The 26,294-nt window shown below is 62.0% G+C and carries 21 protein-coding genes, 1 tRNA gene and 1 pseudogene; 12 read left to right on the forward strand and 11 right to left on the reverse strand.

Going from position 1 to position 26,294, the window contains the following annotated elements; all coding sequences use genetic code 11:
* The first annotated feature begins 32 nt into the window (after positions 1 to 32).
* Entirely contained in the window at positions 33 to 770 is a 738-nt protein-coding gene (locus PSH81_RS14245; RefSeq protein WP_305390883.1) for a helix-turn-helix domain-containing protein, read from the forward strand.
* Positions 771 to 834: 64 nt separating this feature from the next.
* Here the strand turns inward: PSH81_RS14245 and PSH81_RS14250 are convergent, their stop codons facing one another.
* The gene (locus PSH81_RS14250) at positions 835 to 1,908 is read right to left on the reverse strand and encodes an NAD(P)-dependent alcohol dehydrogenase (protein ID WP_226456897.1); all 1,074 of its coding nucleotides are present in this window, start codon (positions 1,906 to 1,908) and stop codon (positions 835 to 837) included.
* A 218-nt stretch (positions 1,909 to 2,126) separates the two neighbouring features.
* On the opposite strand from PSH81_RS14250, the gene PSH81_RS14255 reads away from it, so the two are divergent.
* Positions 2,127 to 3,053 (forward strand): universal stress protein, encoded by a 927-nt coding sequence (locus PSH81_RS14255; protein WP_305390884.1) that lies wholly within the window; start codon positions 2,127 to 2,129, stop codon positions 3,051 to 3,053.
* 15 nt (positions 3,054 to 3,068) lie between these two features.
* Here the strand turns inward: PSH81_RS14255 and PSH81_RS14260 are convergent, their stop codons facing one another.
* Entirely contained in the window at positions 3,069 to 3,620 is a 552-nt protein-coding gene (locus PSH81_RS14260; protein ID WP_305390885.1) for a cytochrome b, read from the reverse strand.
* Positions 3,621 to 3,855: 235 nt separating this feature from the next.
* Between PSH81_RS14260 and PSH81_RS14265 the strand changes: the two genes are divergently transcribed.
* The 3 genes from PSH81_RS14265 (at position 3,856) to PSH81_RS14275 (ending at position 6,276) form a co-directional block, all read left to right on the forward strand.
* Positions 3,856 to 4,518: a response regulator gene (locus tag PSH81_RS14265; protein ID WP_192299963.1), complete on the forward strand. Its 663-nt coding sequence runs from the start codon at positions 3,856 to 3,858 to the stop codon at positions 4,516 to 4,518.
* Entirely contained in the window at positions 4,515 to 5,885 is a 1,371-nt protein-coding gene (locus PSH81_RS14270; RefSeq protein WP_226456900.1) for an ATP-binding protein, read from the forward strand. The genes PSH81_RS14265 and PSH81_RS14270 overlap by 4 nt, the downstream gene beginning before the upstream one ends.
* Before the next feature lie 112 nt (positions 5,886 to 5,997).
* Entirely contained in the window at positions 5,998 to 6,276 is a 279-nt protein-coding gene (locus tag PSH81_RS14275) for a hypothetical protein (RefSeq protein WP_305390886.1), read from the forward strand.
* 191 nt (positions 6,277 to 6,467) lie between these two features.
* Here PSH81_RS14275 and treS read toward each other — a convergent pair whose 3' ends face one another.
* Together treS and PSH81_RS14285 are read right to left on the reverse strand one after the other, a co-directional pair.
* Positions 6,468 to 8,531 (reverse strand): maltose alpha-D-glucosyltransferase, encoded by a 2,064-nt coding sequence (gene treS / locus PSH81_RS14280; RefSeq protein ID WP_305390887.1) that lies wholly within the window; start codon positions 8,529 to 8,531, stop codon positions 6,468 to 6,470.
* Between the two features lie 314 nt (positions 8,532 to 8,845).
* Positions 8,846 to 9,613, reverse strand: a complete 768-nt coding sequence (locus tag PSH81_RS14285; protein ID WP_192300430.1) for an AraC family transcriptional regulator — start codon at positions 9,611 to 9,613, stop codon at positions 8,846 to 8,848.
* Between the two features lie 188 nt (positions 9,614 to 9,801).
* Between PSH81_RS14285 and PSH81_RS14290 the strand changes: the two genes are divergently transcribed.
* The 5 genes from PSH81_RS14290 to PSH81_RS14310 are packed head-to-tail and all read left to right on the forward strand — an operon-like array spanning position 9,802 to position 16,222.
* Positions 9,802 to 11,427, forward strand: a complete 1,626-nt coding sequence (locus PSH81_RS14290; protein WP_305390890.1) for an APC family permease — start codon at positions 9,802 to 9,804, stop codon at positions 11,425 to 11,427.
* A 12-nt stretch (positions 11,428 to 11,439) separates the two neighbouring features.
* A complete protein-coding gene (locus PSH81_RS14295; RefSeq protein ID WP_305390891.1) occupies positions 11,440 to 12,366 on the forward strand; it encodes a 4-hydroxyproline epimerase in 927 nt (308 codons plus the stop codon).
* A gap of 37 nt (positions 12,367 to 12,403) precedes the next feature.
* Positions 12,404 to 13,351 carry a dihydrodipicolinate synthase family protein gene (locus tag PSH81_RS14300; protein WP_305390893.1) on the forward strand — a complete coding sequence of 316 codons (948 nt, stop codon included), beginning with the start codon at positions 12,404 to 12,406 and terminating at the stop codon, positions 13,349 to 13,351.
* 60 nt (positions 13,352 to 13,411) lie between these two features.
* Entirely contained in the window at positions 13,412 to 14,983 is a 1,572-nt protein-coding gene (locus PSH81_RS14305) for an aldehyde dehydrogenase (NADP(+)) (protein WP_305390894.1), read from the forward strand.
* A gap of 3 nt (positions 14,984 to 14,986) precedes the next feature.
* Positions 14,987 to 16,222 carry an FAD-binding oxidoreductase gene (locus PSH81_RS14310; protein ID WP_305390896.1) on the forward strand — a complete coding sequence of 412 codons (1,236 nt, stop codon included), beginning with the start codon at positions 14,987 to 14,989 and terminating at the stop codon, positions 16,220 to 16,222.
* A 203-nt stretch (positions 16,223 to 16,425) separates the two neighbouring features.
* Here the strand turns inward: PSH81_RS14310 and PSH81_RS14315 are convergent, their stop codons facing one another.
* The 6 genes and pseudogenes from PSH81_RS14315 to PSH81_RS14340 form a co-directional block, all read right to left on the reverse strand.
* Positions 16,426 to 17,409, reverse strand: a complete 984-nt coding sequence (locus PSH81_RS14315) for a GlxA family transcriptional regulator (protein ID WP_192300540.1) — start codon at positions 17,407 to 17,409, stop codon at positions 16,426 to 16,428.
* A gap of 70 nt (positions 17,410 to 17,479) precedes the next feature.
* Positions 17,480 to 17,590, reverse strand: a pseudogene (locus tag PSH81_RS14320) (signal peptidase I); the annotation flags it as partial.
* A gap of 304 nt (positions 17,591 to 17,894) precedes the next feature.
* Positions 17,895 to 18,503, reverse strand: coding sequence for a LysE family translocator (locus tag PSH81_RS14325; protein WP_192300436.1), 609 nt, complete (start codon positions 18,501 to 18,503; stop codon positions 17,895 to 17,897).
* Between the two features lie 151 nt (positions 18,504 to 18,654).
* Positions 18,655 to 18,831, reverse strand: coding sequence for a hypothetical protein (locus PSH81_RS14330; protein ID WP_305390898.1), 177 nt, complete (start codon positions 18,829 to 18,831; stop codon positions 18,655 to 18,657).
* A 218-nt stretch (positions 18,832 to 19,049) separates the two neighbouring features.
* Positions 19,050 to 19,123: transfer RNA gene (locus PSH81_RS14335), tRNA-Cys, on the reverse strand.
* 212 nt (positions 19,124 to 19,335) lie between these two features.
* Positions 19,336 to 21,624 (reverse strand): acylase, encoded by a 2,289-nt coding sequence (locus PSH81_RS14340; protein WP_305390899.1) that lies wholly within the window; start codon positions 21,622 to 21,624, stop codon positions 19,336 to 19,338.
* Between the two features lie 237 nt (positions 21,625 to 21,861).
* Between PSH81_RS14340 and PSH81_RS14345 the strand changes: the two genes are divergently transcribed.
* Entirely contained in the window at positions 21,862 to 22,242 is a 381-nt protein-coding gene (locus PSH81_RS14345; protein WP_192300439.1) for a fe2+ zn2+ uptake regulation protein, read from the forward strand.
* A gap of 1 nt (position 22,243) precedes the next feature.
* On the opposite strand, the gene PSH81_RS14350 is transcribed toward PSH81_RS14345, so the two are convergent.
* Entirely contained in the window at positions 22,244 to 22,438 is a 195-nt protein-coding gene (locus PSH81_RS14350; RefSeq protein WP_192300440.1) for a hypothetical protein, read from the reverse strand.
* A 306-nt stretch (positions 22,439 to 22,744) separates the two neighbouring features.
* On the opposite strand from PSH81_RS14350, the gene PSH81_RS14355 reads away from it, so the two are divergent.
* The gene (locus tag PSH81_RS14355; protein ID WP_305390900.1) at positions 22,745 to 26,281 is read left to right on the forward strand and encodes a membrane-targeted effector domain-containing toxin; all 3,537 of its coding nucleotides are present in this window, start codon (positions 22,745 to 22,747) and stop codon (positions 26,279 to 26,281) included.
* Positions 26,282 to 26,294 lie beyond the last annotated feature (13 nt).

Raw genomic sequence — 26,294 nt, forward strand, 5'->3', positions numbered from 1 at the left:
CTGACTTTTACAGGGAGGGCGCAAGGTCAGCCATGTCTGAAGTCAACTATCAGCGCCGCTCCGTCAAGGCGGCCTGCGCCAATTGCGGCGTGCTGGAGTTGTGCCTGCCGCTCGGGCTTACAGGGCAAGAGGTCGAACGCCTGGACCAAATGATCTTGCAGCGCATCAAGGTCAAAAAAGGCAATGCACTGTATCGCACCAGCGATCCATTCAGTGCGCTGTACGCAGTGCGCATCGGCTCCTTCAAAACCACCGTACTCACGGTTGATGGTCGCGAGCAGGTCACGGGCTTCCAGATTTGCGGCGAGATGCTCGGCCTGGATGCCATCAGCAGTGGTGCACACGCCGGAAATGCCTTTGCCTTGGAGGACAGTGAGGTCTGCCCTATTCATTACCGGCATCTGGAGCGACTCGCGCGGGACCTGCCTTCGCTGCAACAAAACCTGAACAAGATCTTCAGCCGCGAAATCGTTCGCGATCACGAGGTGCTGATGATGCTGGGCAACATGAGTTCAGATGAACGCCTCGGCGCTTTTCTGCTGAACCTGTCGCAACGCTTGAGTATGCGCGGGTACTCGTCCAGCCATTTTGTGCTGAAAATGTATCGGGAGGACATCGGCTCCTACCTGGGCCTGCGCCTCGAAACCATCTGCCGGAGCATCGCTCACCTGCGTGAACTGGGACTGGTGGAAATAAGCGGGCGCGAGGTCAATATCCAGAATATGGAGGGGCTCAGACAACTGATCACAGGCTGCCATCATCTGCGCTGACAGCCGATGCGGCTCACTCAACGACGCAATCGAGTGAACCGCACGTCGATGCCACGCCCCCGGTTCACGGCGTGATTGCAACTTTCATGACCCCGTCCCGCTGGTGTGCAAACAGGTCGTAGGCCGCTTCAATGTCGTCGAGACGGAATCGGTGAGTGACCAGCGGCGACAGATCCACCAACCCGCTACGCACGACGGCCATCAAGCGGCGCATACGTTCCTTGCCGCCAGGGCACAGCGTCGTAACGATGCTGTAATCGCCCAGCCCTGCCGCAAAGGCATCGAGCGGTATGTGCAGGTCTTTGGAATACACGCCCAGGCTCGACAGGCGACCACCGGGACGCAACACGCGCAACGCCGATTCAAAGGTGCCCTGGGTACCGAGCGCTTCGATCGACACATCCACCCCGCGCCCGTCGGTCAGGGCCATGATCTGTTCGACCACATCGCCGTCCTTGAAGTTGACCACATGGGTAGCCCCCAATCCACGCGCCACCGTCATGCGCTCGGCCACGGCATCCACACCTATGATGGTGCTGGCGCCTTTGAGCCGGGCACCGGCAATTGCACACAAGCCAATCGGCCCCAGGGCAAATACGGCTACGGTATCGCCGATCTTCACTTCACCGCGCTCGGCGCCGGAAAAGCCGGTGGACATGATGTCCGGGCACATAAGCACCTGTTCATCACTCAGGCCGTCGGGAATCGGGCACAGGTTGGCCAACGCATCAGGCACCAGCACATATTCAGCCTGGCAGCCGTCGATGGTGTTGCCGAACTTCCAGCCGCCGATAGCCCGAAAACCATGGCGAGTATCCGGGCCATCCTGGGAACCACAGCCACACAGGCAGGCGTAACTCTGGCCGCTGGGGGTGATGGCGCCGGCAATCACGCGCTGCCCTTCCACAAACCCACGCACCTGGGACCCCAGCCGCTCGATGATGCCCACCGGCTCGTGACCCACCGTCAGGCCCTTGGCCACCGGGTATTCGCCTCGCAGGATATGCACATCCGTACCGCAGATGGTGGTGGTGGTTATTCGAATCAATGCGTCCAGCGGGCCGACTTCCGGAATCGGCTTGTCTTCGAGCACGATGCGATTGTTTTCGACGAATATCGCCGCTTTCATAGTGGCCATTACCTTCTCCTGGTGGGTTCGACGCTTGGCCCAGGCTGCACCGGACTGCGTGGCCCGGGTTTGATAATGATCAATAAAGCGTGACGTACCGCCGGGTGGACCACCTGTCAGGCCACCGGATGCGGGTATGCGTTGTTTGACAAAGATCAAGCACCCGGATCGCGCCAGGCGCAGCCTGTTGGCATCGACTCGACACACCTTGCCAAGGGAGCTTCGCCATGTCCGGACAACCGCGTTTCATGCTGATCATCTCACCGCTGATGGAACACAGCCCCGCCTTGGATCGGGCCGCGGCACTCGCCAAGGCGTCGGATGCGGCCCTGCATATTGTGGCTTTCGACTACCTTGACGGGCTGGCGACAGCCGGTATGGTCAACGAGCAGGCACTGGAACAGATGCGCATCGGCTACGTCGAACGTCATCGCCAATGGTTGGAAGACCAGGCACGGCCACTGCGCAACATCGGTATCCCCGTCACCACCGAGGTGGTCTGGGTGGAACGAGCGCTGCAGGAAATTCTCACTCATCTGAGGGAGCAGCCCATGGCGGTGCTGATCAAGGCCTTGGTCCCGGAGCCGTTCATGTCGCGCCTGATGTTCACGCCGCTGGACATCCACTTGTTACGCGAATGCCCGGTGCCGCTGCATTTTGTCAGCCACGCCAAGCATGCCCTGCCGCGCAAGATCCTCGCCGCTGTGGACCCGTTTCACCGCGACGGCCAATACGCCGACCTCAACGACAGAATCCTGCACGAAGCGGTGAAACTGGCCAGCGCCTGCGATGCTGAGCTGGATGTGCTCTACGCCCATGACCTGTCATCGAGCAGCGCCAATGAACTCGGCATCGATAAGGCCATGGCGTTTTTCTCCTCAGGTGCCGCCAAGTCACTGTTGGATGCCCAGGCCGATGCTTTACGCACGCTGGCCGAACGCAACGGGATTCCAGAAGAACGCCGGCACCTGGTCATGGGCAACCCGGCCAAGGTGCTCTGCAACTACGCCGCCAGCTACGACATCGACATGGTGGTCATGGGTCGGGTTGGCCACCGGGGTATCAGCCAGTTGATCGGCAGCACGGTGGAACGGGTGTTGTACAAAATGCCGTGCAGCGTATGGGTAGTTTCACCGCAACCCCTGTCGGACTGAACATCCAGGCCCCTACTAAGAGCGCTCACGCCCACCCAGCATGCGGTCCAGGGTGTTGTCCCGCACCCAATAGTGATGCAGCAACCCTGCCGCCGCGTGCAGGCCGATCAGCCAATAACCCGCACTGCCAAGCCATTCGTGCCACCCCTTGAGCTGCTTGGCCAGGTCGGGGTCGACCGCCACCAGCGCCGGCAGATGAAAGCCGAAGTACGGAAAGGCTTTGTCGCCGGCGGCGAGCATCAGCCAGGCCAGCACCGGGGTGACGATCATCAACATATACAGGGCCAGGTGCATCAGGTGCGCGAGTGCGGTCTGCCACGCCGGCGGTGTCGGCGTGATCGGCGGGCGCGGCGACAGGCGTGCGAGCAGGCGACCCCATACCAAGACGAAGATGCTCGCGCCAAACACCCCGTGCAATCCCATGAACAGGCTTCGCACCTCGCTGCCTCGGGGCAGCAAGCCCTTGATTTCAACGCAGGCATAGACACCGACAAACAACACCAGCATCAGCCAGTGCAAAGTGATCGACAGTTTTCCATAACGGGTGACAGCGGTGTCGCGGGTCATAATAGCCTCGTGATGATCGTAAGCGACGGCCGATTCGTTCGGCAGTCTCGAGTCGGTTGCCACCCTGCTCTGATAGTCTTAAGACAATCTGAAGATCGACGGTTACGTCGGTTTTTTTTACCTTCAGCCTTGGTTAAGAAATGGCCCGGATACTCCACGCGCCGCCTCCCTTGGGAGCGGCGTTACGCCCATGGCCGGTGGGCGTGAACAACAATCCCGACTCAAAGGAGTCCGTGTGCGTCTATTACTGATCGAGGATGATGTGGCCCTCGGCGAGGGCGTTCAGCAGGCGCTGGGGCGCGAAGGCTATACCGTCGACTGGCTCAAGGATGGCGCCAGCGCGCTGCACGCCTTGCTCAGTGAAACCTTTGACCTGGCGGTACTCGATCTCGGCCTGCCGCGCATGGACGGTCTCGACGTATTACGCCGCCTGCGTGACAGCGGTTCAAACCTGCCGGTGCTGATTCTCACCGCCCGTGATGCCACCGAAGACCGCATCGCAGGGCTGGACGCCGGCGCCGACGACTACCTGATCAAGCCCTTCGACCTCGCCGAACTCAAGGCCCGCCTGCGCGCCTTGCTGCGACGCAGTGCAGGGCGCGCGCAGATGCTGATCGAACACGCCGGTATCAGCCTCAACCCCGGCACCCAGCAGGTCAGCTACCTCGGCCAGCCGGTGGTGCTCACGCCCAAGGAGTATCAACTGCTGCACGAGCTGCTGTCGCCACCGGGCCGGGTCATGACCCGCGATCAACTGACACAGCTGCTCTACGGCTGGAACGAGGAAGCCGAAAGCAACACCCTGGAGGTGCACATCTACCACCTGCGCAAGAAATTTTGCGCCGACCTGATCCGTACCATTCGCGGCGTAGGCTACCTGGTGGAGGAGCGCCCATGAGCTCGATCCGCCGCCGTAGCCTGACCCTGGTCATCGGCCTGATGCTTGCCGGCCTGGCAGTGCTCAGCCTTTTCAGCCTGCACGACAGCAACCACGAAATCGCCGAGGTCTACGACGCGCAATTGGCGCAGAACGCGCGCCTGCTGCAAGGCGTCATGCGCATGCCGTTGGCCGGGCAGGAACGCGCCAACCTGTATCAAGCCTTCAACTCGGCGCTGGCTGAAGCCGTGCCTCGGGGTGATGGCCATCGCTACGAAAGAAAGATCGCCTTTGAGGTGTGGAGCCCCCAAGGCGAAGTCCTGGTGCGCACCGCCAGCGCACCTTCCTTCTCCACGCCACCCGCCCAGCCCGGCTTCAGTGATGCGCTAGACCTGAACAAGCACCACTGGCGGTCCTTCCTCCTGGAGGATAAACAGAACGGTTTGCGCATCTGGGCGGGCGAACGCTATGACGTGCGTGCGGAACTGGTCAGTCGCATCGTCCGCCATACGTTGTGGCTGAACCTGATCGGCAGCCTGGTGCTTGCCACAATGATCTGGTTCGCCATCGGCTGGGGCCTCAAACCCCTGGCCAACATGGCCGCGACCCTGCGCGCGCGGCACAGTGGCGCCCTTGAACCGCTGCAACTGACGCCGCTGCCCAGCGAGCTGGAGCCGATGCAGACCGCACTCAACCGCATGCTCGCGCAGATCCAGGAGGTGTTGGGGCGTGAACGGCGCTTCATTGCCGATGCCGCCCACGAAATGCGCACGCCCCTGGCGGTACTGCGGGTTCACGCGCAAAACCTGCTGGAGGCCGGCACCGAACAGGAGCGCCACGAGTCACTCGAATTTCTGATCGCCGGCGTCGATCGTACCAGCCGCCTGGTCAGTCAATTGCTGACCATGGCCCGACTCGAACCCCAGGCCACCGCGCCCGCCTACAAACCCATCGACCTCGGCGAAACCGTCCGCAACAGCCTGGTGCAGCTCACGCCATGGTTGCTGAGCAGGCACCTGGAACTGGCTTTTGACGTCAGCGACCACCCCTTCAACACCCTCTCCGATCCCATCGCCATCGATATCGCCCTGAACAACCTGATTAGCAACGCTGCCAACTTCTCCCCGGAACATGGCGTGATCACTGTGCAACTGACCCAGGCTGACGGGTTTTACCACTTGAGCGTCGACGATCAAGGTCCAGGTATCCATGAGGCGGACCGGGCGCGGTTGTTCGAACGCTTCTACAACCGGGGCAACCCTAAGGGCGCGGGGTTGGGGCTGACCATCGTCAACACCATCGCAACCCGATTGGGTGGGCGAATCGAGCTGGCTAACCGAGCAGAAGGCGGCCTGCGGGCGACACTGTCGATTCCGATCAACGCGTAAGCCGCCCCTACGCCGCTCAGGGAACAATACGCCAGCGCCGCTGGGGTGAACTTGGCATAAAAAAGCCTTAACATGCGGCGTTCGGCTACACACCCCAAGGAAGAAATCACTGATGAGCACGACCGTTTACTGGCTACGTCTATTGGCCTCCATTCCGGTTTATGGCTTATCCATCTTGGTGTGGGTCCAAACCCCCAGGTCTATCCTGGATGCCATCCAGCTATGGCGCCGGGGCTACCTGAGCTCGTACGAGATCGGCCTGACGATTGGCTATGTGGCCGGTAGCCTGTTGACTGCGGTGGTTGCCTACGGCATCTGGCGATTGGCGCGCTACTTGCGCACTGCCTACTTCAGGAAACAACCCAAACCCGCCCCAACCCCCTGGCCCTAAACCTCGTAGTGAGCGGGCTTGCCCGCGCCGGGGGGCGAAGAGGTGTGAGTGTGGGCGACCTGTTGTAGTGAGCGGACTTGCCCCGCGCTGGGGGGCGCAGCCGCCCCAAATCCAGGCACCTCGGTCTTTCTGATGCACCGCGGCGTACCGTTTGGGGCGGCTGCGCCCCCCAGCGCGGGCAAGCCCGCTCACTACATGGGGGTAGTGCTGACGATTCGTAAGGCCAAGCCTTCGTATGCATCCAGGGTAATGGTGAATTCACCCTCCTGCGTCAGATCCCCCTCGACCCGTTCATTGATAATGTCCACCACCGGCCCTGGCGCAATGCCGGGCAGGCGCAGGGTTTCGGTTAGCGGTGTGGCGCTGAAGTTGAGCGCGGTGATCTGGGTGCCTTTGCCCGCCGGCAGTTCGTGGACCATGATCAGCAACCCCGGGTGCTGCACATCCGGCACCAGGATCTGGCGGCTCGCGGCAATGTCGTACGCGCGGCGCACCGCGAGGATTTTTTGCAACTGCGAGGCAAACGATTCAGGGTCCTGCAATTGGCTGTTCAGGCTGCCGTACAAGCTGTGCGCACGGGGCATGTGCCCGGCCGACTGTTCGGCGGCGGGGTTCAAGTCCACCAGGTCGTAGGCGCCACGGTGAATCCAGCGCGTATCGCCATCGCCCATCAAATGCGCCACCTCATCCGCCGGCAACGGCAACGCCCCCACCAGATCCCAGCCGGACAAGGCAAACACCCCCGGCTGCATGGCGTTGTACATCACCAGCAGCAGATGGATCTGACGGATTTGCTCCACATCCTGCGGCGTGATCGCCGCCAAGTCGCGAATCCCCAGCGCCGCCGTGATGATGCTGGCCGTGGTGCAGGCCACGCCATTGGTGACGAACTTGAGGTTGTACGGCGCCTGTTCACCCGTCAGGCGTTCATACATCTGCTCGCGGATGTGTTCGCGCAAGCTGTTGCCGGGAAAGGTCTGGCCCTGGTAAACGAAACTGTCGTGGGCATGCAACGTCCAGAAGTGCACCAGTTCCAAGGTCAGTTCATCGTGGTTTTGCAGCGCATGGATCAACGAACCGGGGTCGATGCCCAGGCTGTGCATCTGGCGCAGCATCAGGCGCAGGAACTCGGTGTCCCCCATCAGCAAGGCATGCTGGTAGGCAGGCCGGGTAATGAAATCGTAGGACAGGTCCGCACCGCCATGGGACATCGCTGCAATGTCGTCCACGGTCAGGTTCAGCTCCTGGAAACTGAAACCACCGGCCTTGCGGATCGCGCCGCCGAGCAATTGGTTGCCGGTGATCGACAGCGGATGGCTTTCCGACCAGGCCGTGCCGTCGGCCTTGCGCTCCACGCCAAGGAAACCATTGGCGTCGAGGCGCAGGATCTTCGCGCCCATTACGTCGATGGCATGCAAGGCGTCGCCGATGATCATCTGCTGCGCGGCGAAACTGGGGTCCAGCCAGTTCAACGACGGCTGGCCTGCCTTGAAGTAATGCAGGTACACCCAGCGGCGCGGTTTGCCGTCCACGCCGATGACCACGGGCGTGGCGCTCCAGTCGGTTTCCTTGACCCCAGGCTCGAAGAAAATCACCCGCTGCAACTGGCCGACGATGTAGTGCTTGTCGCGGAGTGCATCCACCTGCAGCGGGCTGAGGTTGTGCGCATCCTGGCCGTCGACGACCTCGGGCAGCAGTGGCCAGTCTTCTTCGCGGATCTCCACCATGTGGTACAGCCCGGGATAGTCCTCGTAGGCCATCTCGGCCAGGCGGAAGTCGGCGCCTTTGCCGGTGTGGGACGGGATCACGTCGTCGATGATCACCGCATTGTGCGCAGCCGCCATGCGCGTCAGCGCCTGCAACTGCGCCTCGCTGCCCAGTTGCGGGTCGATCTGGAAACTGATGCGATCGAAATTGCCGTCGATGGTCGGCGTGTGCCGTGTGCCGCTCAAGCCGCCGGACATCTTCAGCGGGCCGTTATGGATGCCCTGGATGCCGATCTTCGACAGCGCCTGCCACAGGCTTTCATCGCCCAGCGCCTCGAGCACCGTGCCGCCCTCGCGCGTCACGATCGACGCCGGGTACGCGGTGAACCACACCGACGACAACGCTGATGCATCCCGTGGCCGGGTTTGTGCGTAGGGCTGTTGCCACAGGCGCCCGTGCCCGGAATAGAGCCGCGCACGCTGGCGTGCCGCGTGCAGCATCGACTGTTCAACCAGCCAGTTCACATGATCGTTGTCCGGCGCCGTCATAAGCTCAGTCCCTGTCGTGGTGAAATGTTGCTTGTAGACATATGAGGGGGCTGCGCGCCAATCGTTGCATTGCGATGCGCAGTTCGAAATCGGGCGGGTGTTGTTGCGATGCGCAATCACGCGCGGCGATCAGCCTGTAGCCAATACACACGGTCAACAACACCAATACCCACGGTCAACACACTGTAGTGAGCGGGCTTGCCCCGCGCTGGGTGGCGAAGCCGCCCCAAATCCAGGCAACTCGGTGCATCAGAAAGACCGAGGTGCCTGGGTTTGGGGCGGCTTCGCCACCCAGCGCGGGGCAAGCCCGCTCACTACAAGCCGTCGCGGTACTGCCGTGGGGTGAATCCGGTGGATGCCTTGAACTGGCGGGTGAACGCGCTGTGGTCGGTGTAGCCGCACTGCAAGGCCACCTCGGTAATCGGCAGGTCGGTGTGCAACAAGCGGTGGGCGTGTTCCAGGCGCACTTTCTGGATCATCTGGCGGGGCGTGAGGTGGAACACGCGCTTGCAGTAGCGCTCCAGTTGCGCCACGGAAATCCCGGCGATCTGAGTCAGCTCACCCAGGGTTACGCGGCGGTTGAAGTGCGTGCGGATGTATTCGTCCACCGCAGCCAGGCGCTGATACGCCGGGTGGGTTTCACTCGCCGATTGCAGGTCCACCGAGATACCGCCAAGGCCGATGATCGCGCCCTCGTGGTTGTACAGCGGCCATTTGTGGGTCAGGCACCAACCCGGTTCGCGAGTGCCGTACAGGTGCAGTTCCAACTGGTCTTCGAGGACAAATCCCTGCTCCAGCACGCGCCGGTCCTGTTCGGTGTAGCCCGGCCCCAGTTGTGCGGGAAACACTTCGGCGCTGGTCTTGCCGAGCAGCGGTTGCAACTGCTTGAGGCCGCAACGTTGCACCAATGTACGGTTGGCGAGCACGTAGCGGGCCCTGGTGTCCTTGATGAAAATCGCCGCATTGGGGATCACATCCAGCATCGGCAACAGTTGCACCATGCCGGCCAATAACTGCTCGATGGTGTGGGGACGATTCACCTCACTGCCTTGGCAAAGGGTCGCAAACGCGGTCGGCATCATCTGTGTTTATCCCCTCGTGAACCCCTCGACGCGTAGCAGATTGCACCATGCCTGGAGCGCTGTCGAGCGACGCCAACTGTGCCGATTTCGTCATTCATGCACGCAAAAAACATCAATCGCGCCGCCCCTCGTGAGTTCACGCTATGGCCACTGCATGCCTATCCAATAACTCACAAGAAGGCGACGCTATGTCAGGTCAAGGCAAGTTCAAGAAGCAACTTTCACTGATGGATCTCACCTTTATCGGCTTGGGGGCCATCTTCGGCTCCGGCTGGTTGTTTGCGGCCAGCCACGTGTCGGCCATCGCCGGTCCTGCCGGAATCATCTCCTGGCTGATCGGCGGTTTCGCGGTGCTGCTGTTGGGCATTGTGTACTGCGAACTCGGCGCCGCCCTGCCCCGCGCCGGTGGCGTGGTGCGTTACCCGGTGTATTCCCACGGCCCGTTGCTGGGCTACCTGATGGGCTTTATCACGCTGATCGCGTTTTCCAGCCTGGTGGCGATTGAAGTGGTCGCCTCGCGTCAATATGCGGCGGCGTGGTTTCCCGAGCTGACCAAAGCCGGTTCCAGCGACCCGACCACCCTCGGCTGGTTGGTGCAATTGGCCCTGCTGTGCGTGTTTTTCATCCTCAATTACCGCAGCGTGAAGACCTTCGCCATCGCCAACAACCTGGTCAGCGTATTCAAGTTCATCGTGCCGCTGTTGGTGATTGGCGTGCTGTTCACCTTCTTCAAGCCGGCGAATTTCCAGACGCATGGCTTCGCGCCGTTTGGCCTGTCGGGTATCGAGATGGCCGTGTCGGCCGGTGGGGTGATTTTCGCTTACCTGGGGCTGACGCCGATCATCTCGGTGGCCAGCGAAGTGAAGAACCCGCAACGCACGATTCCCATCGCGTTGATTCTCTCGGTGCTGCTGTCGACGGCGATCTACGTGCTGCTGCAAACCGCGTTCCTCGGCGGCGTGCCTACCGAGATGCTCGCCGATGGCTGGGCCGGGATCAGCAAGCAATTGGCCCTGCCGTACCGCGACATCGCCCTGGCCCTGGGTGTCGGTTGGCTGGCGTACCTGGTGGTGGCCGACGCGGTGATCTCCCCCAGCGGCTGCGGCAATATCTACATGAACGCCACGCCGCGGGTGGTCTACGGCTGGGCGCAGACCGGCACGTTTTTCAAGATCTTCACGCGTATCGATGAAAAGTCCGGCATCCCGCGCCCGGCGCTGTGGCTGACGTTCGGCTTGTCGGTGTTCTGGACCCTGCCGTTCCCCTCCTGGGAAGCGTTGATCAATGTGGTCTCCGCCGCGCTGATCCTCAGCTACGCCGTCGCCCCGGTGACCGTCGCCGCGCTGCGCCGCAATGCCCCCGATATGGCGCGTCCGTTCCGGGTCAAGGGCATGGCAGTGCTGGGCCCGCTGTCGTTCATCATCGCTGCGTTGATTGTGTACTGGTCCGGCTGGAGCACGGTGTCCTGGCTGCTGGGCCTGCAAATCCTGATGTTCGTGGTGTACCTGCTGTGCGCCCGCTGGGTGCCGACCGCGCACCTCAATCTCAAGCAGCAAGTGCGTTCTTCCGCGTGGCTGATCGGCTTTTACGCGGCCATGATCCTGCTCTCCAAACTCGGCAGTTTTGGCGGCATCGGCGCCATCGGTCACCCCCTCGACACCGTTGTGGTCGCCGTCTGCGCCCTGGGCATTTACTGCTGGGGCGCGGCGACCGGCGTACCGGCGCATCTGGTGCACCTGGAGTCCGACGACGCTGAAAGCGAAACCGTCGGCGACGCTCACTACGCCACCCCGCTGGCCCCGGCCACTCACTGAATGGAGGCTTTTATGAAGCGCTTGCACGTCATCGATTCCCACACCGGCGGCGAACCCACGCGCCTGATCATGGACGGCTTCCCGGCCCTGAGCGGCAGCACCATCGCCGCGCAGTTGGACAACCTGCGCAGCGAGCACGATCAATGGCGTCGCGCCTGCCTGCTGGAACCGCGCGGCAATGATGTGCTGGTCGGCGCGCTGTATTGCGCGCCGGTCACACCCGGCGCGACCTGTGGTGTGATCTTCTTCAACAACGCCGGTTATCTGGGCATGTGCGGCCACGGCACCATCGGGCTGGTGGCGTCGTTGCATCACCTGGGGCGCATCGCCCCCGGCGTGCACACCATCGACACGCCGGTCGGCCCGGTCGCCGCCACGTTGCACGCGGACGGCGCCGTCACCCTGCGCAACGTACCGGCGTATCGGCATCGTCAGCAGGTGGCGGTCGATGTGCCGGGCCATGGCCGGGTCCTGGGCGACGTCGCCTGGGGCGGCAACTGGTTCTTCCTGGTCTCGGAACACGGCCAACGCTTGCAGATGGACAACGTCGACGCCCTCACCGACTACACCTGGGCGATGCTCAAGGCCCTCGAAGACCAGGGCATCCACGGCGCCGACGGGGCGCTGATCGACCATATCGAACTGTTCGCCGATGACGCCACGGCCGACAGCCGCAATTTCGTGATGTGCCCCGGCAAGGCTTACGACCGCTCGCCCTGCGGCACCGGCACCAGCGCCAAGCTGGCATGCCTGGCCGCCGATGGAAAACTCGCACCCGGTGAAACCTGGGTGCAAGCGAGCATCACCGGCAGCCAATTCGAAGGCCGCTACGAATGGGACGGCGAACGCGTGCGCCCATTCATCACCGGCCGCGCCTACATGACCGCCGACAGCACCTTGCTGATCGACGCGCAGGACCCTTTCGCCTGGGGCATCTGAGGCCCCATCCACTTGAACGTTCCAAGGAGTTAGAACAATGAGCGACAACATCTTCACCGGCTGCATTCCCGCGCTGATGACCCCGTGCACCGCTGCGCGCAAGCCGGACTTCGACGCGCTGGTCGCCAAGGGCCGTGAGCTGATCGACGCTGGCATGAGCGCGGTGGTGTATTGCGGCTCGATGGGCGATTGGCCGCTGCTGACCGAGGCCGAGCGCCAGGAAGGCGTGGCGCGCCTGGTGGCCGCGGGCGTGCCGACCATCGTCGGCACAGGTGCGGTGAACAGCCGTGAGGCAGTGGCCCATGCAGCCCACGCGGCCAAGGTCGGCGCCCACGGCTTGATGGTGATCCCGCGTGTGTTGTCCCGCGGCGCGTCCGCCACGGCGCAGAAAGCGCACTTCTCGGCGATCCTCAAGGCCGCGCCCAACCTGCCGGCAGTGATCTACAACAGCCCGTACTACGGTTTTGCGACCCGCGCCGAGCTGTTCTTCGAACTGCGTCGTGAACACCCGAACCTGATCGGCTTCAAGGAGTTCGGCGGTGGCGCGGACCTGCGCTACGCGGCGGAACACATCACCTCCCAGGATGACAGCGTGACCTTGATGGTCGGCGTCGACACCCAGGTGGTGCATGGTTTCGTCAACTGCAACGCCACCGGCGCCATCACCGGCATTGGCAACGCCCTGCCCCGCGAAGTCCTGCAACTGGTGGCCCTGAGCAAACAGGCGGCCAAGGGCGATGCCAAGGCCCGGCGCCTGGCCCGCGAGCTGGAGGCCGCACTGGCGGTGTTGTCATCCTTCGATGAAGGTTGCGACCTGGTGCTGTACTACAAGCACCTGATGGTGCTCAACGGTGACCAGGGCTACGCGCTGCACTTCAACGAGACGGACGTGTTGAGCGACGCCCAGCGCCGTTATGCCGAGAACCAGTACGCACTGTTCCGCCAGTGGTACGCCAACTGGTCGGCTGAGCAGAACTTCAACTGAAGCCTTGTGCGCCGCTGTGCTTTGCGCAGCGGCCAACCCTCTTTTTTTCAGGACGACCCCATGACTCTGACGGGCACGATGCTGATCGGTCAGCACTCCCTTTGCGGCAATCGCGATGCGATCCGGGCGATCAACCCCGCCACCGACACCCCCTTGGAACCGGCCTATGCCGGTGGCAATGCTGAACAGGTGGCCCAGGCCTGCGCGTTGGCGTGGGCCGCCTTTGATGGTTATCGCGAAACTTCACTGGAGGCGCGCGCCCGTTTTCTGGAAGCCATCGCCGCGCAAATCGAAGCGCTGGGCGATGCCTTGATCGAGCGCGCCATGGCCGAAACCGGCCTGCCGCAAGCGCGTATCAGCGGCGAACGCGGGCGCACTTGCGCGCAGCTGCGTACCTTCGCCCGCACCGTGCGTGCCGGGGAATGGCTGGATGTGCGGGTCGATAGCGCCCAGCCGCAACGCCAACCCCTGCCGCGCCCGGACCTGCGCCAGCGGCATATCGCGCTGGGCCCGGTGGCGGTGTTTGGCGCGAGCAATTTCCCCTTGGCCTTTTCGGTGGCGGGCGGCGATACCGCCTCGGCATTGGCCGCCGGTTGCCCGGTGATCGTCAAGGCCCACGGCGCCCACCCCGGCACCAGTGAGCTGGTGGGGCGTGCCGTGGCCCAGGCGGTCAAGGACTGCGGTTTGCCTGAGGGCGTGTTTTCGTTGCTGTACGGGGCCGGGCGCGAAGTGGGAATTGCGCTGGTCACCGACCCACGTATCAAGGCGGTGGGTTTTACCGGCTCGCGCAGCGGCGGCGTGGCGCTGACCCAGGCGGCCCAGGCGCGGCCCGAGCCGATTCCGGTGTATGCCGAGATGAGTTCGATCAACCCGGTGTACCTGTTTGCTGCGGCCCTTGAGGCACGGGCAGAGAACTTGGCCAAAGGGTTTGTGGCGTCGCTGACCCAGGGCGCCGGGCAGTTTTGTACCAATCCCGGCCTGGTGATGGCCGTCCAGGGCCCGGCGCTGGAGCGCTTCGTCAGCACCGCGCGGGCCTTGCTCCCGCAATGCCCGGCGCAGACCATGCTCACGCCCGGTATTTTCCAGGCTTACGAGGCAGGTGTCGGCGCCCTGGCTGAACACGCCGAGGTGGTTGCCAGAGGTCTGGGGGCGACTGGGCCGAACCAAGGCCAGGCGCACCTGTTTGTGACCCAGGCGAGCGAGTTTTTGAGCAATGCGCAGTTGCAGGCAGAAGTCTTCGGTGCGGCGTCGCTGGTGGTGGTGTGTGCCGACGATGAGCAGGTGCGCCAGGTCAGCGAACACCTGGAAGGCCAGCTCACCGCGACCTTGCACCTGGATGAGGCCGACCTGGCACGTGCCAAGGCCCTGCTGCCGGTACTTGAACGCAAGGCCGGGCGCCTGCTGGTCAATGGCTGGCCGACCGGCGTGGAGGTGTGCGACGCCATGGTCCACGGCGGGCCCTTCCCGGCCACGTCGGATTCGCGCAGCACGTCGGTGGGCACCGCGGCGATCCAGCGGTTCCTGCGCCCGGTGTGCTACCAGGATTTTCCCGACGAGTTGCTGCCCTGCGCGCTCCAGGCAGGCAACCCGCTGCTGTTGCGCCGCCTGCTCGACGGTTCGAGGGAGGTCTAGGCCATGCCCGAACCCGACATCATAGTGGTCGGCGCCGGTATCGTCGGCGTCGCCTGTGCCCTGCAACTGGCGCGTCAGGGCCAGCGTGTGGTGGTGGTCGACCAGCAGGCCCCGGGCATGGGCGCCTCGTGGGGCAACGCCGGCCACTTGGCGACCGAGCAAGTCTTCCCGATTGCCGACGTGTCGATCCTCAAGCGCCTGCCCGCGATGCTGCTGGACCCCATGGGCCCGCTGCGCCTGGACTGGAAATACCTGCCCCGCGCGCTGCCGTGGTTTATCCGCCTGCTGCTCAACCTGCGTCCGGCCAGCTACCGGCGCACCGTGGCGGGCATCCGCGCGCTGAACGAAGGCAGCCTGGGCGCCTGGCAGCGTTTGTTGCAGAGCATCGAACGCCCAGGGTTGTTGCATGAAAATGGCTCGTTGCTGGTATTTGAACGCGCCGAATCCCAAGCCGCCCTCGACGCGCTGCAACAGCGTATGCAACAGCAAGGCGTACCTGTGCAGGCGTGGACCGGCAGTGCCATACGCGAGGCTGCGCCGCAGTTGAGCGAGGGTATACGCGGCGGCTTGTTTTTCCCGACGACCGGGCACTTTGTAGACCCTTATCGGGTGGTGTGCGAGTTGGTGGAGGCGGCCAAGGCCAGCGGTGTGACGTTTCTCCAGCAGCGTGTAATGGATGCCCGCCTTGAAGGCGCAGGCGTCGCGCTGCTGACCGACCAGGGCAAGCTGACGGCGCGCCAGGTGTTGATCGCCTGCGGTGCGCATTCGGCCAAACTGACCGCGGCCTTGACCGGAAAACACGTCCCGCTGGACACCGAGCGTGGCTATCACCTGATGCTGCCCCAGGAAGCGCAGCGCCTGCCGTTTGCGGTCACCTCGCTGGAACGCAAATTCATCATGACGCCGATGGCGGGCGGCTTGCGCCTGGCCGGCACGGTGGAATTCGCCGGGCTTGATCGCCCCGCGAACATGCAGCGCGCCTGGCAGTTGCATCGGTTGAGTGACGGGTTGTTCCGCCAGCCTCTGAGCGTGACGGATGCCACGCCGTGGATGGGTTTTCGGCCTTCGCTGCCGGATTCTCTACCGATTATTGATCGGGTGTGTGAGGGCAAAGTGCTGCTTGCGTTTGGGCATCAGCATTTGGGGCTGACGCAGGCGGCGGTGACGGCGGAGTGGATGGTGAAGCTGTGGAAAGGTGACTCAGCGCAGTGTGGGGCTTACCGGTTGGGGCGGTTCTGAGGGGGATGTATTACCTGATGCATCGCTTTCGTGGGCAAGCCCGCTCCCACAGTTGATTGGTGTTGCTGGGCTGTCAGCGCTCGGCTGGAGATCGCCCAGACACTGCTGGTCCTCTGTGGTGTCGAGCTTTAGCGAGGCTGCGAAGGCGGCGGTACTGTTGGTAAAGACATTTCCCTTCAACCATGGAATCTGCAACATCTGCTCTACTTGACCAGCCGCTTCTCCTTGGACGGGCGGTAGCCAAAGTAGGAGCTGTAGCACTTGCTGAAGTGGCTCGGCGATACAAACCCGCACGCCACCAACACTTCCACCTGGGACAACTCCGTGTGCTGCAGCAACCGCCGCGCCTCGGTGACGCGCAGTTCCATGTAGTAGCGCTGCGGCGTGGTGCCCAGTTGTTCCTTGAACAGGCGCTCCAGCTGGCGTCGCGAACGACCGGCGTAGACCGCCAACTGGTCGAGTTCCAGGGGCTCTTCGAGGTTGGCGTCCATCAGCTTGACCACCTCGCGCAACGGTGCGCTGACGCTGATGTTTTCAGTCGGCTTGATGCGCCGGTAGCGTGACTCTTCAAACGCCAGGATGTCCTCGATACCTTCGACCAGCGCTTTGCCGTGCAGGCTTTTGATCCAGTCCAGGGCCATGTGGAAGGCCCCCGAAGGGCTGGACGCGGTGAGCCGGTCGCGGTCGATCACAAAGGGTTCGCTGGTGACCTGCGCCGCTTTCGACACTTCCGCCAACGCGGGACGGTGCTCGGGGTGGATGGCGCAGTGATAGCCCTGCAGCAATCCCGCGCGGCCAAGGAACCACGAGCCATTCCACAGTCCCGCCAGACCCACCCCGTGTTCGGCAGCCGTGCGCAACACGTGGATGAAGTCCTCGCCAGCCTTGAGTTCGGTGCGAAAACCACCGCAGATCACCAACAATTCCAGGTCGTGCAACGCCGCCACATCCAGGCGCGCATCCGGGCGGATCACCAGGCCCAGGTCGCTGATCACTTCGCCGTCGCCCCAGCCAAAGGTGCGTGAGGCAAACAAGTCGGGGCGCAGCAGGTTGGCGGTGACCAGGGTGTCGAGGGTCTGGGTGAAGGCCGGCAGGGAAAAATGTTCGAGCAGCAAAAAACCGACGCGGGTGACCGGCGACGGCTGTTGGGAGGGGTCATTCAGGTAGCGCAGGTTCTTGCCTTTCATGCCACCGCTGAACTGGCGTCTTTCCATCGAGGGTTAGCCCACTTTTATTGTTGATGCAGTGGGCGCCATCTTAGAGGATTGGCGCACCAAAACGGCGAAATCGTGGCATCCAGTGATCCAGGATCTGCGCGGACGCCAGGATAGGCTGCGCGCGGCCGATCAGCAATCGGCGCGGTACATACAACGATTTAAACAGCCGGTTTATGCCTGATCTTGAGAAAACCGCCTGCCCGCAAAACCCGAGGCCGAGCGCTCGCAAGTGCATCTGATACGGTTTTTTCTTTGCTATCTGCCTCTGTATCGAAAGCGCCTGCGAAGAGACAATGGCGCCACTCCCGACACCCTTGTCGAGCGCGGCAGGACTCTTCCTGACGCCCCCTTCCCTTCGGAGGCCTTATGACCAAGATGGCAATTTTCCTGTTCGGCTTTTTAGTGCTGACCATCGGCATCGGCCTGTTGGCGACTATATCGCCGGTCTAATGCGCTCAGCTGGCAAACAGCATCGGGTACAACGACAGCACCAGCAGCCCGGCCATTGACCCGTTGAACACCCGCAACAGGCGCGGCTCGCGCAACACATTGCGCAGCCCGCTGCCGCAGACGACCCAGACGCACACACTGGGCAGGTTGACCACGGCAAACACCAGGGCAATCACCAGCACGTTGGTGACATAGCCCTCCGCTGGCGTGTAGGTGGTGATCGCGCCCAGCGCCATGATCCACGCCTTGGGATTGACCCACTGAAACGCCGCGGCGCCGAGAAAAGTCATAGGTTTGCCGTGCTCGTCATTGCTCTCGGACATGCCGCCGGACGTCGCAATCTTCCACGCCAGGTACAACAGGTACGCCGCGCCCACATAGCGCAGCAACGTGTACGCCCACGGCAACACCTTGAACACTTCCCCCAGCCCCAGGCCGACCGCAATCACCAGCAACATGAAGCCAATACTGATCCCCAGCGCATGGGGCATCGAGCGACGAAAGCCGAAGTTCACCCCCGACGCCAACAACATGGTGTTGTTGGGACCGGGTGTAATCGAAGACACAAAGGCGAACAGCACAAAGGCTGACAGCAGGCTGGTAGACATGAACATGACAGAGCATCCAGGCGCGGGGTGACAGGCCTGTGACAGTAGAGGTTTGCAGCGCCGACCGCCCCGTACAGCTGGGGGTGGATCGGGGAATACACTTTGGTCACCTGAAAAAGGGAGCAAGCCATGACAGCGTGCTCCCTTGACTGGCTACTTAACGCGGACCACCGCCACCCCCAAAGCCTGGGCCACCATGCCCACCACCTTGACCGTGCCCACCACCACCACCACCACCACCACCACCTGGTGGTGGCATGAACATCCAGCAACCCGATAACGTGGACAACAAGGCGACCACGACGGCGGCCTTGGTCAGGTAATTCAACTTCATGACAACACTCTCACTTGGCAATATTTGTTTCGCGAGTGTTATGACAACCGCAAGTCGAGGGCGTCACGGCTATCGTGTAACGCGTTGGTAGGGTTTGTATTTGAATGAATACAGGTGGTTCAGGGCTCCCTGTTCGGGGGTGGCTATGTTGCGGCGATAAAACTTTATCCAAGGCAATAAAAAACCCCGTAGACGCTAATCTACGGGGTTTTCAAGAGTGGAGGCCGAGGTCGGAATCGAACCGGCGTAGGTGGATTTGCAATCCACTGCATAACCATTTTGCTACTCGGCCTCAAACGATCAATGCCCTGAACACTGGCACTCACCGCATGCAAACTTGAGTGGGCTAATGAAGCCTGCCTCTACTCTAACTCATTGAATACATTGAAGTTTTTAATGCTTCGTTGCGTTCGATGGGCGCCATTATGTACGTATTTACCAAAGCGTGCAACCCCTTGATTTCAAAAATATTTCGTAGCGCTATCAAGGGGTTGCGCGCCTGCCCTACTCCTGGATCAGTTGTTGCCGGTACTGCGGGTCGGCCTTGATCTGAGCGTCGGTGAACGGCAGTAGGCTGAGTTTTTTCTGCGAGAAAGCCTGGGTCTGGTCCTTGGCGTACGTGGATGCAGGGTCGCTGGACAGGGAGAACGCGAGCAAGCCCTGGGCATGGGGGCCGGTGTCGTCGAAGGTGACGATTTGCAGGTAGCTGCTGCCACTGACCACTTCCCGTTTGCCATCGGCGCGCGGCACGGTTTGCATGGCGTTGTAGATGCCCAGCGCCTGGGGGCCGCCGTGGATCGGGGTCTGCCCGCTGACTTGCACATCGCCCCAGCGGCTGTTGGCCGTCAAACCGAGCTTGGCCACGTCGGCGGTGGACGCCAGCATCGCTTCGCGCAGCGCCGTGGCGACGGGTGCACGCTCGATGGCCACGCCGCGGGGCGTGGTCAACGGCTGCGTCGGGTCAAAGGCGACGCGCCAGGCGTCGGGGATCTGCTGCAGGTGTTCCATCAGGTTGATGAAGTGCACCAGGCCCACGCCGCTGTCGAGGTTGGCGTGCTGGTCCCAGTTTTTCAGGCTGGTGCACAGCGGCTGCAAGGCCACGGCATCGGCGCCCAGGTGTTTGGCGCAAAATGCCATCAGGTCGGGCATCACCTGGCCGGCCAGGTACACCTCATTGTCCATCACCATATGTTGCAGGTCAGCGACGCCGATGGGCTTGCTCTCCAGCGATTGCAGGCGTTGCACGGCGAAACGCGCACGCGGGCCGAGGCCGATGTGGTCCTGGCTGATCACTGGCGAAAAGCCGCTCAACGGCGCCTTGGGGTTGGCCAGCCAGGCCGAGTCATTGGAGTGCTGCACATAGTCGCTGCGTTCCAGTTGCGGCAGTTGATCGGCGGCGAAGATCCCGGCCTGGGCTGCACGCGGGTCGATGTCCCAGGCGCAGGCGCTGTGGGCACCGTCGAGCACGATCAGTTGCAGGCCGGCACGCGGATCGCTGCATTGGGCGAGCTTGGCCTGGCTGACGTTGGGTACTACCGACAGGTTCATGTACAGGCTCTGACCCTGGTCGTCCGCCGCCACCGTGTTGACCCACGGGATACCCTGCAGGGTATGCACCGAGGTTTGCAGTTCCTTGAGATTGGCGGCGCGGTTCATCGCGTACCACTGTTGCAGCACGCGATCATTGCCGAGGTTGGCATCACGCAGGCTAAAGGCGTGGTGCTGGTCCCAATCAAGCTTGCCGGGCCATTGCACCACCGGGCCGAACTGGGAACTGTAAAGCGTCTGGGACACGGCTTTAAGGCTGCCATCGGCCTGCCTGGCCTGCACGGTTACCGTCGTTTTATCCAGCGCGACCGATTTGCCATCCAGCAAATAGCGCGTCGAATCCTTGGGGTCCAGGGTCAGGCGATATAGGGTGAAGTGCTTGGACGTGTCGACCGTATGGGTCCAGGCCAGATGCTGGTTGAAACCGATATTGATCAACGGCAGGCCGGGCAATGCTGCGCCCATCACGTCCAGTTGTCCGGGGATGGTCAGGTGCATCTCATAAAAACGCATGCCACCCACCCACGGAAAGTGCGGGTTGGCCAACAACATGCCGCGGCCATTGAACGAACGGTCACGGCCGACCGCTACCGCGTTGCTGCCACGGTCCAGGGCAAAGCGTTGTTGATTGGCGGCGACCCGCTCAAAGCCCAGGGCACGGGTCTGAATCCCGGCGGTCACGGCAGGCGGCGTGGCACCCGCCAACGCTTCGGCAAACTGCCCCACCCCACCTTCGACCAGCAAACGCCGGGTGAGCTTCACCACGTCTTGCGCGGTGATCGCCCGCACCCACGCCGCCTGGCACTGGGCCGGCGCACCGTGCTCTTTCAGATAACGGTTGTAGCCCGCCACGTACCCCTCGACCCGCTGCCGGATCTGCGGGGTTTGTGCGTTCCAGAAGGCCGCGACGGCCTCTGGCGTGTTCAGCCAGGTGAAAAACACATCGCTGGCCAGGTTGTTGCGTTCCTCCAGCGTCGCCTGGTCCGGGCCGAAGAAGCGTGACCGCTCGCCGTTCACCGTGACCACTTCGTTGGCCAGCAGGCACAGGTTGTCCTGGGCATACGCATAACCGATGCCGTAGCCCAGGCCACGTTCATCATTGGCACGGATATGGGGCACGCCGTACCCGGTACGCCGGATCTCTGCCGACGCCGGCGTCACCGCCTCCCGTGCCGATGCCGCCAGGCTCAACCCCAGCAACACCCCTGCCACACATACCTTGGACAACCCGTTGGACATAATCACGCCGACTCCACAGTCAAATTGAACACCCTCGCAAGGGGTAGTTACCCCACCGTAAGGACGCAAAAAACCCGGGACAATTTAGGCGACAACGAGGTTTATCGAAGAAGGCCGTAGTGTGACAAAAGCGATACCGACAAAATTTCTACATCTGGAACTTCATGATTTCTGTCGCTCGTTCGTCTTATTAACCAAGAGCGCTCATTTTCCTGATCAGGCTCTGATAAGGAGTTTTATTGCATGTACAACTCGCAACTGCCCACGGATGGACATTCACCCGCCGCCGATGCCTCGTTCGGCCGCGGCGGCCAAGCGTTCGGCAAGGCGCCCGAACAGCACGGCAACCAGCGTATCCGCCACTTGCTCAAATATTTTGGCCTGCGTACCAGCCTGATCCGGCTGAAGGTCATCGACGCCCTGCTCACCGCTGCCGACAACCAGCGCACCCTCGGGGTACGCGGCGTGCACAGCCATTTGCTGGAGTTGGGCATTCCGCTGTCTTTTCTCAGCGTGCGTGAAGTGCTCAAGCGCCTATGCAGCGAGGGCGTGATCACCCTCAATGCGGACAAAAGCTACAGCCTCCATGAAGAGGCTGCCAAAGTACTCGAAGGCCGCGCCTGACTCAGAAGTTGGGCTTGACCTTGCGGCGCATGATGCCGTTGATCACCACCACGGTGACGGCCACGCCGATCGCGATGTACTGGAACGTCTTCTCGCTGATCACCCCAGTGTTCTGCAAGTAGGACAGGCCAAACATCGTCCCCAGCACCACCAGGGAAATCAGAATCGAATATTTCAAGCGTTGCTTTTGAGTCATGACAGTTCCTGAATCTTGAGAATGTATCCGCGGTGTATCACCACACATGCCCACTCGCGGGCATAGGCCGCAGTTAGCAGGACACCATGTTACAGGCGATGACAGGCTTTGGCATATCGGCTGCCTGATTGATGCACCTGAGAGCCCTTCAGCCTGCGCGCCCGCATCAAACATTCGAAACGCCTTCTGACCGTTTGCGCGGAACCGTCCTCCCTCCTGCACTCACCTAGCTAGAGCCCATCACGGAAAGAAGCTACACACTCCAATCCCACGGATGTTTGGGCACTACGCCATTGAGTCATCCACATGATCCTCTTTCCCCTCTCTCCGTACAGTCCGGGTGTTATGACGAACGCCGCAGCGTCAGCCCACCAACCGAACCGTGCACAGTCTCCCGTCCGCCACGCCGATACACCGACCCACATTCCGCCCGCAGAAGGCTTTAAAATCGCAGCCGCCGACCAGGAGAACCTGCGCCAACTGGCCAACCACATCCGTGGCGTGGCGCTGCTGTGGACCGATTCAACCTCCGCGCAAACCATATCCAGTGCGTTGCACAATTGGACGATGCCGATTGCCCCCGACTCGTCCTATCCCGACAAACCGCTTTCCAACCCCAGCGTGGCGCAAGTCATCACCCGCCTGGGCTTCCAACTCCCGACCAGTCTGGCGCAGGCCATTGCCCTGCGAGACAGTTTGGATCAAAAAGCGCTGGCCCCCTTGGTAGGCAATGCCGGCGGCGGCCTGTCCTGGCCCGTGCCGCTGGATGCCGCCCAACAACAGGCGATCAGCGACACGATAGACCGCAACAGCGCCGGGCTTGCGGGCCTGCCCCTTGCCGACCGACGCAAAGGGGCGCTGGATTACTTGCTGGAGCAGACGCCGCTCTCCAGCCAGGAGCTGCAGGACCCGCACAACGCGATCGAAAAACTGCTCAAGTCACCAAGGGCCGAGGCGCTGGGCCTCGCGATCCAGACAAAGTTGGGGGGTATTGCGACCCCTGACAGCCTGTCCGAATACGTGCTGAGCGCTATCCAACTGGGGCTCGATCGCGAGTCTGTCCGCCAGCCCGACAGGACCCGCGTGGCCGGTTTCGACTGGGCACAAGAGCAACACTGGGGCAAGCCGGTCTCGAGCGTGCTTGAAGGCCTGAAAAACCACCTCGTTGCCACCGGCAAAGCCACCCCTGCCACGGCACCGTTGGCCGCACACCTGTTGCTCAGCCGCGTTGCGCCGGCATTTCTGGTCAAGGACATCCCCGATCAGATCGTATACGGCAGCCAAGCCCACGCCACGTTCTGCATGGCGGTGGCAAAGGTGGAGCAAGAAGCGCTTGGCGCGTCGGCAAAGATGACCTACGCGCAGGTCATGCAGCGCGCCGATCAAATTCCCGGGCCCGCCCCCGAGCATGCGCTGCAAGCGAACTTGATCGAGTGGGGAATAGTCAGCGGCGTGTTGCAAAAATCAGTCGATGGCGTTTACACCCCGCAGCAACTGGAGAGGGTCAGGGCCGCCTTCGATGACCAGCAAAACCAGCGCCTGGCCGCCAGTGAGTCAATCAATACCGACCTCCCCACGCGCAAAGGGGTCGCGCTGGCAAAGCTGAAGCAAGCGTTTCCCGAAATGGACCCGGCACTGTTTGAAAAACCGCTCCTGCAACTGGACGAAGCATACAAGCATGGCCCACAGCCACTTTATGACCCCAACCGGCGGCCCGTAGGCCTGTATTTTTCAATGCTCGATGTGGCTATGGGGCAAAGCCCCCTGGGCAAATGGAAGACCTCCGATAAGCGCATCCCGCTCGACAAGTTCAACAATAGCCCGGCACGCAGTTCGTTCCAGGCGTTCGACAGCGAGTTCACCAAGGCCATCGACACGCGCAAAAGTGCGATTGCCACCACGGTACGCCACCTGATTTCACAACTGCCGCTGGAAGACCGCAAGCGACTGGAGACGGGAAACATCAGGTTTTTCCACGAGTCCACCTACGACGGCAACAAGGTGACAGCCAAAAACCTGGTGCTGAGTTTCAAGGTCGAGCAAGAGGGCCAACGCTCGATTTACCAGTTGGACATCCAGAACCTCAAGATCACGCGCAAAGACAACTACATCGACTTGAAAGAGGTGACGTGGCAAGACGGCAACCGGCGAATCCGGCAAACCGAGTTCAAACCCAAAGCCGGCGGTGACGTCGCGCAAGCTGAACGCCCCTCGACAGGACCTGCACTGCCTGACAGTTTTTCCAGCGCCCGCAGCCACCTCATCGCCAATGCATTTGTCGAGCACCTTGACTACGACAACCCCGCAATCAAACAGGAAGCGATGGGCACAACCCCCCACGAGCGGCAACTACAGGCACAAGACAACGCGCGCGAGTTCTTTCTGAACCTGATCCCGTTCAGGTCCGCGATCGTCAACTTTTCCCAGGGCAATATCGCCGACGGCGCATTGGATCTGGGCCTGGACCTCTTCAGTTTCTTGACCGCCGGTGCGGGCACTGTGGGCAAGTTAGGCAAGTTGGGGTCCGCCGCCGTGTCTGCCGGTACGAAATATATCAAGGGCGCGAAGGTGATCGGGGCCGCGGCCATCGGCGCCCTCAACCCGCTGGATGGCATGGGCGACCTGCTGATAGGTGCCGCACGAATCACCGGTAAAAGCGGCAAGCAGTTGTTCAAGGGCGCGCAAGCGCTGGGCAATGCCACCGGAGCATTGGCCGAAAAAACCATGAGCACACTCAAAGGCGCAAACGGCAGTTACGATTTGATCAAGGCCAGCCAGGCCCATGGCGCGGCCTCAATCGGCACGTTCAAGTCGGCCGACCGAACCATTGAAACCGTCGCGATTCACCGCAACGACAACTGGTACGCCTATGACCCAGTAAAAAACCAACCCTACGGCGGGCCGATCCAGGACTTCCAGCCCTCGTACACACTGGCGCCGTCGCCCGTCGCCTCTCCCCCATCGCGCAAACACCGCGTCACGCCGTACAGCTTCAGCCAACGCCCGCCGCGTGCCAGGAAGCCGTTACCCGTCGGGGAATATGCCACCGCCATGAAAGGCAAGCTGGAACCTGATCACTTCAAGCCCGATACCAAGTTCGAAACGATGAAAAAGTTCGTCGAGGAGCTGTTTGACCATTACGCCAAGATCGGCACCAACATGCCCCCGCGCCCGCCTATTCCAATGGTCACCAAGCCGATACCGCCGGCTGAGCTGCTCTCGCAAGCACTCAAGACCTCGAACGGCGTGGTACTGGGCGAACTGCATCACGAAATGGCCAGCTTCAAGACGCTGTTCGATAATGCGCAAACGTTGAAAAAAGAGGGCGTCAAGCGCGTGTATATGGAAGGGCTGCTGTCTCGGCCGAATTTTCCCGACGGCCTTCAGGATGACGGTATCAGTATGCTCGGACGCACAGGCAAGCCGCGTACATCGCCAAGCTTCAAGGAACTCAAGGCCAAGTTGGAGGCCAACGGCATCGAGATCGTGCCACTCGACCACTATTACCTCACCCGGCACAAGGATGTTAAGGCACTTTACGGCCCCACCCAGACCGGCTTCGGCTCTGAACAACGGCTTCGAGAGTTCAACTATTACGCGACCAAAACCATCGAAGCCACGTCCAACGGCGAAAAATGGGTGGCCCTGGTAGGCATGTCGCACATGAAGACATCCGAAGCGGTGCCGGGGCTGGCCGAAATGACGGGCAGTACGGCGATCGGCGTGTTCAATAACGTCAAACCCATGCCAAGCATGGGCTACGCCGCGAAGGTTCCAGCCCCTGACCCGAGCAAGCCGTTGGGCCACAAGGACTATCCAGGCGACTTGCGCATATTCGTGTAGCCGCCAGCGGCGC

Origin of the sequence: Pseudomonas sp. FP2335, from assembly GCF_030687535.1 — a bacterium.
Lineage (GTDB): Bacteria > Pseudomonadota > Gammaproteobacteria > Pseudomonadales > Pseudomonadaceae > Aquipseudomonas.

What these genes read in the sequence shown, in the direction of transcription:
- PSH81_RS14245 (WP_305390883.1), top strand. Translation starts at nt 33, where the DNA reads ATGTCTGAAGTCAACTATCAGCGCCGCTCCGTCAAGGCGGCCTGCGCC.
- PSH81_RS14250 (WP_226456897.1), bottom strand. Translation starts at nt 1,908, where the DNA reads ATGGCCACTATGAAAGCGGCGATATTCGTCGAAAACAATCGCATCGTG.
- PSH81_RS14255 (WP_305390884.1), top strand. Translation starts at nt 2,127, where the DNA reads ATGTCCGGACAACCGCGTTTCATGCTGATCATCTCACCGCTGATGGAA.
- PSH81_RS14260 (WP_305390885.1), bottom strand. Translation starts at nt 3,620, where the DNA reads ATGACCCGCGACACCGCTGTCACCCGTTATGGAAAACTGTCGATCACT.
- PSH81_RS14270 (WP_226456900.1), top strand. Translation starts at nt 4,515, where the DNA reads ATGAGCTCGATCCGCCGCCGTAGCCTGACCCTGGTCATCGGCCTGATG.
- PSH81_RS14275 (WP_305390886.1), top strand. Translation starts at nt 5,998, where the DNA reads ATGAGCACGACCGTTTACTGGCTACGTCTATTGGCCTCCATTCCGGTT.
- treS (WP_305390887.1), bottom strand. Translation starts at nt 8,531, where the DNA reads ATGACGGCGCCGGACAACGATCATGTGAACTGGCTGGTTGAACAGTCG.
- PSH81_RS14285 (WP_192300430.1), bottom strand. Translation starts at nt 9,613, where the DNA reads ATGATGCCGACCGCGTTTGCGACCCTTTGCCAAGGCAGTGAGGTGAAT.
- PSH81_RS14290 (WP_305390890.1), top strand. Translation starts at nt 9,802, where the DNA reads ATGTCAGGTCAAGGCAAGTTCAAGAAGCAACTTTCACTGATGGATCTC.
- PSH81_RS14295 (WP_305390891.1), top strand. Translation starts at nt 11,440, where the DNA reads ATGAAGCGCTTGCACGTCATCGATTCCCACACCGGCGGCGAACCCACG.
- PSH81_RS14300 (WP_305390893.1), top strand. Translation starts at nt 12,404, where the DNA reads ATGAGCGACAACATCTTCACCGGCTGCATTCCCGCGCTGATGACCCCG.
- PSH81_RS14305 (WP_305390894.1), top strand. Translation starts at nt 13,412, where the DNA reads ATGACTCTGACGGGCACGATGCTGATCGGTCAGCACTCCCTTTGCGGC.
- PSH81_RS14310 (WP_305390896.1), top strand. Translation starts at nt 14,987, where the DNA reads ATGCCCGAACCCGACATCATAGTGGTCGGCGCCGGTATCGTCGGCGTC.
- PSH81_RS14315 (WP_192300540.1), bottom strand. Translation starts at nt 17,409, where the DNA reads ATGAAAGGCAAGAACCTGCGCTACCTGAATGACCCCTCCCAACAGCCG.
- PSH81_RS14325 (WP_192300436.1), bottom strand. Translation starts at nt 18,503, where the DNA reads ATGTTCATGTCTACCAGCCTGCTGTCAGCCTTTGTGCTGTTCGCCTTT.
- PSH81_RS14330 (WP_305390898.1), bottom strand. Translation starts at nt 18,831, where the DNA reads ATGAAGTTGAATTACCTGACCAAGGCCGCCGTCGTGGTCGCCTTGTTG.
- PSH81_RS14345 (WP_192300439.1), top strand. Translation starts at nt 21,862, where the DNA reads ATGTACAACTCGCAACTGCCCACGGATGGACATTCACCCGCCGCCGAT.
- PSH81_RS14350 (WP_192300440.1), bottom strand. Translation starts at nt 22,438, where the DNA reads ATGACTCAAAAGCAACGCTTGAAATATTCGATTCTGATTTCCCTGGTG.
- PSH81_RS14355 (WP_305390900.1), top strand. Translation starts at nt 22,745, where the DNA reads ATGATCCTCTTTCCCCTCTCTCCGTACAGTCCGGGTGTTATGACGAAC.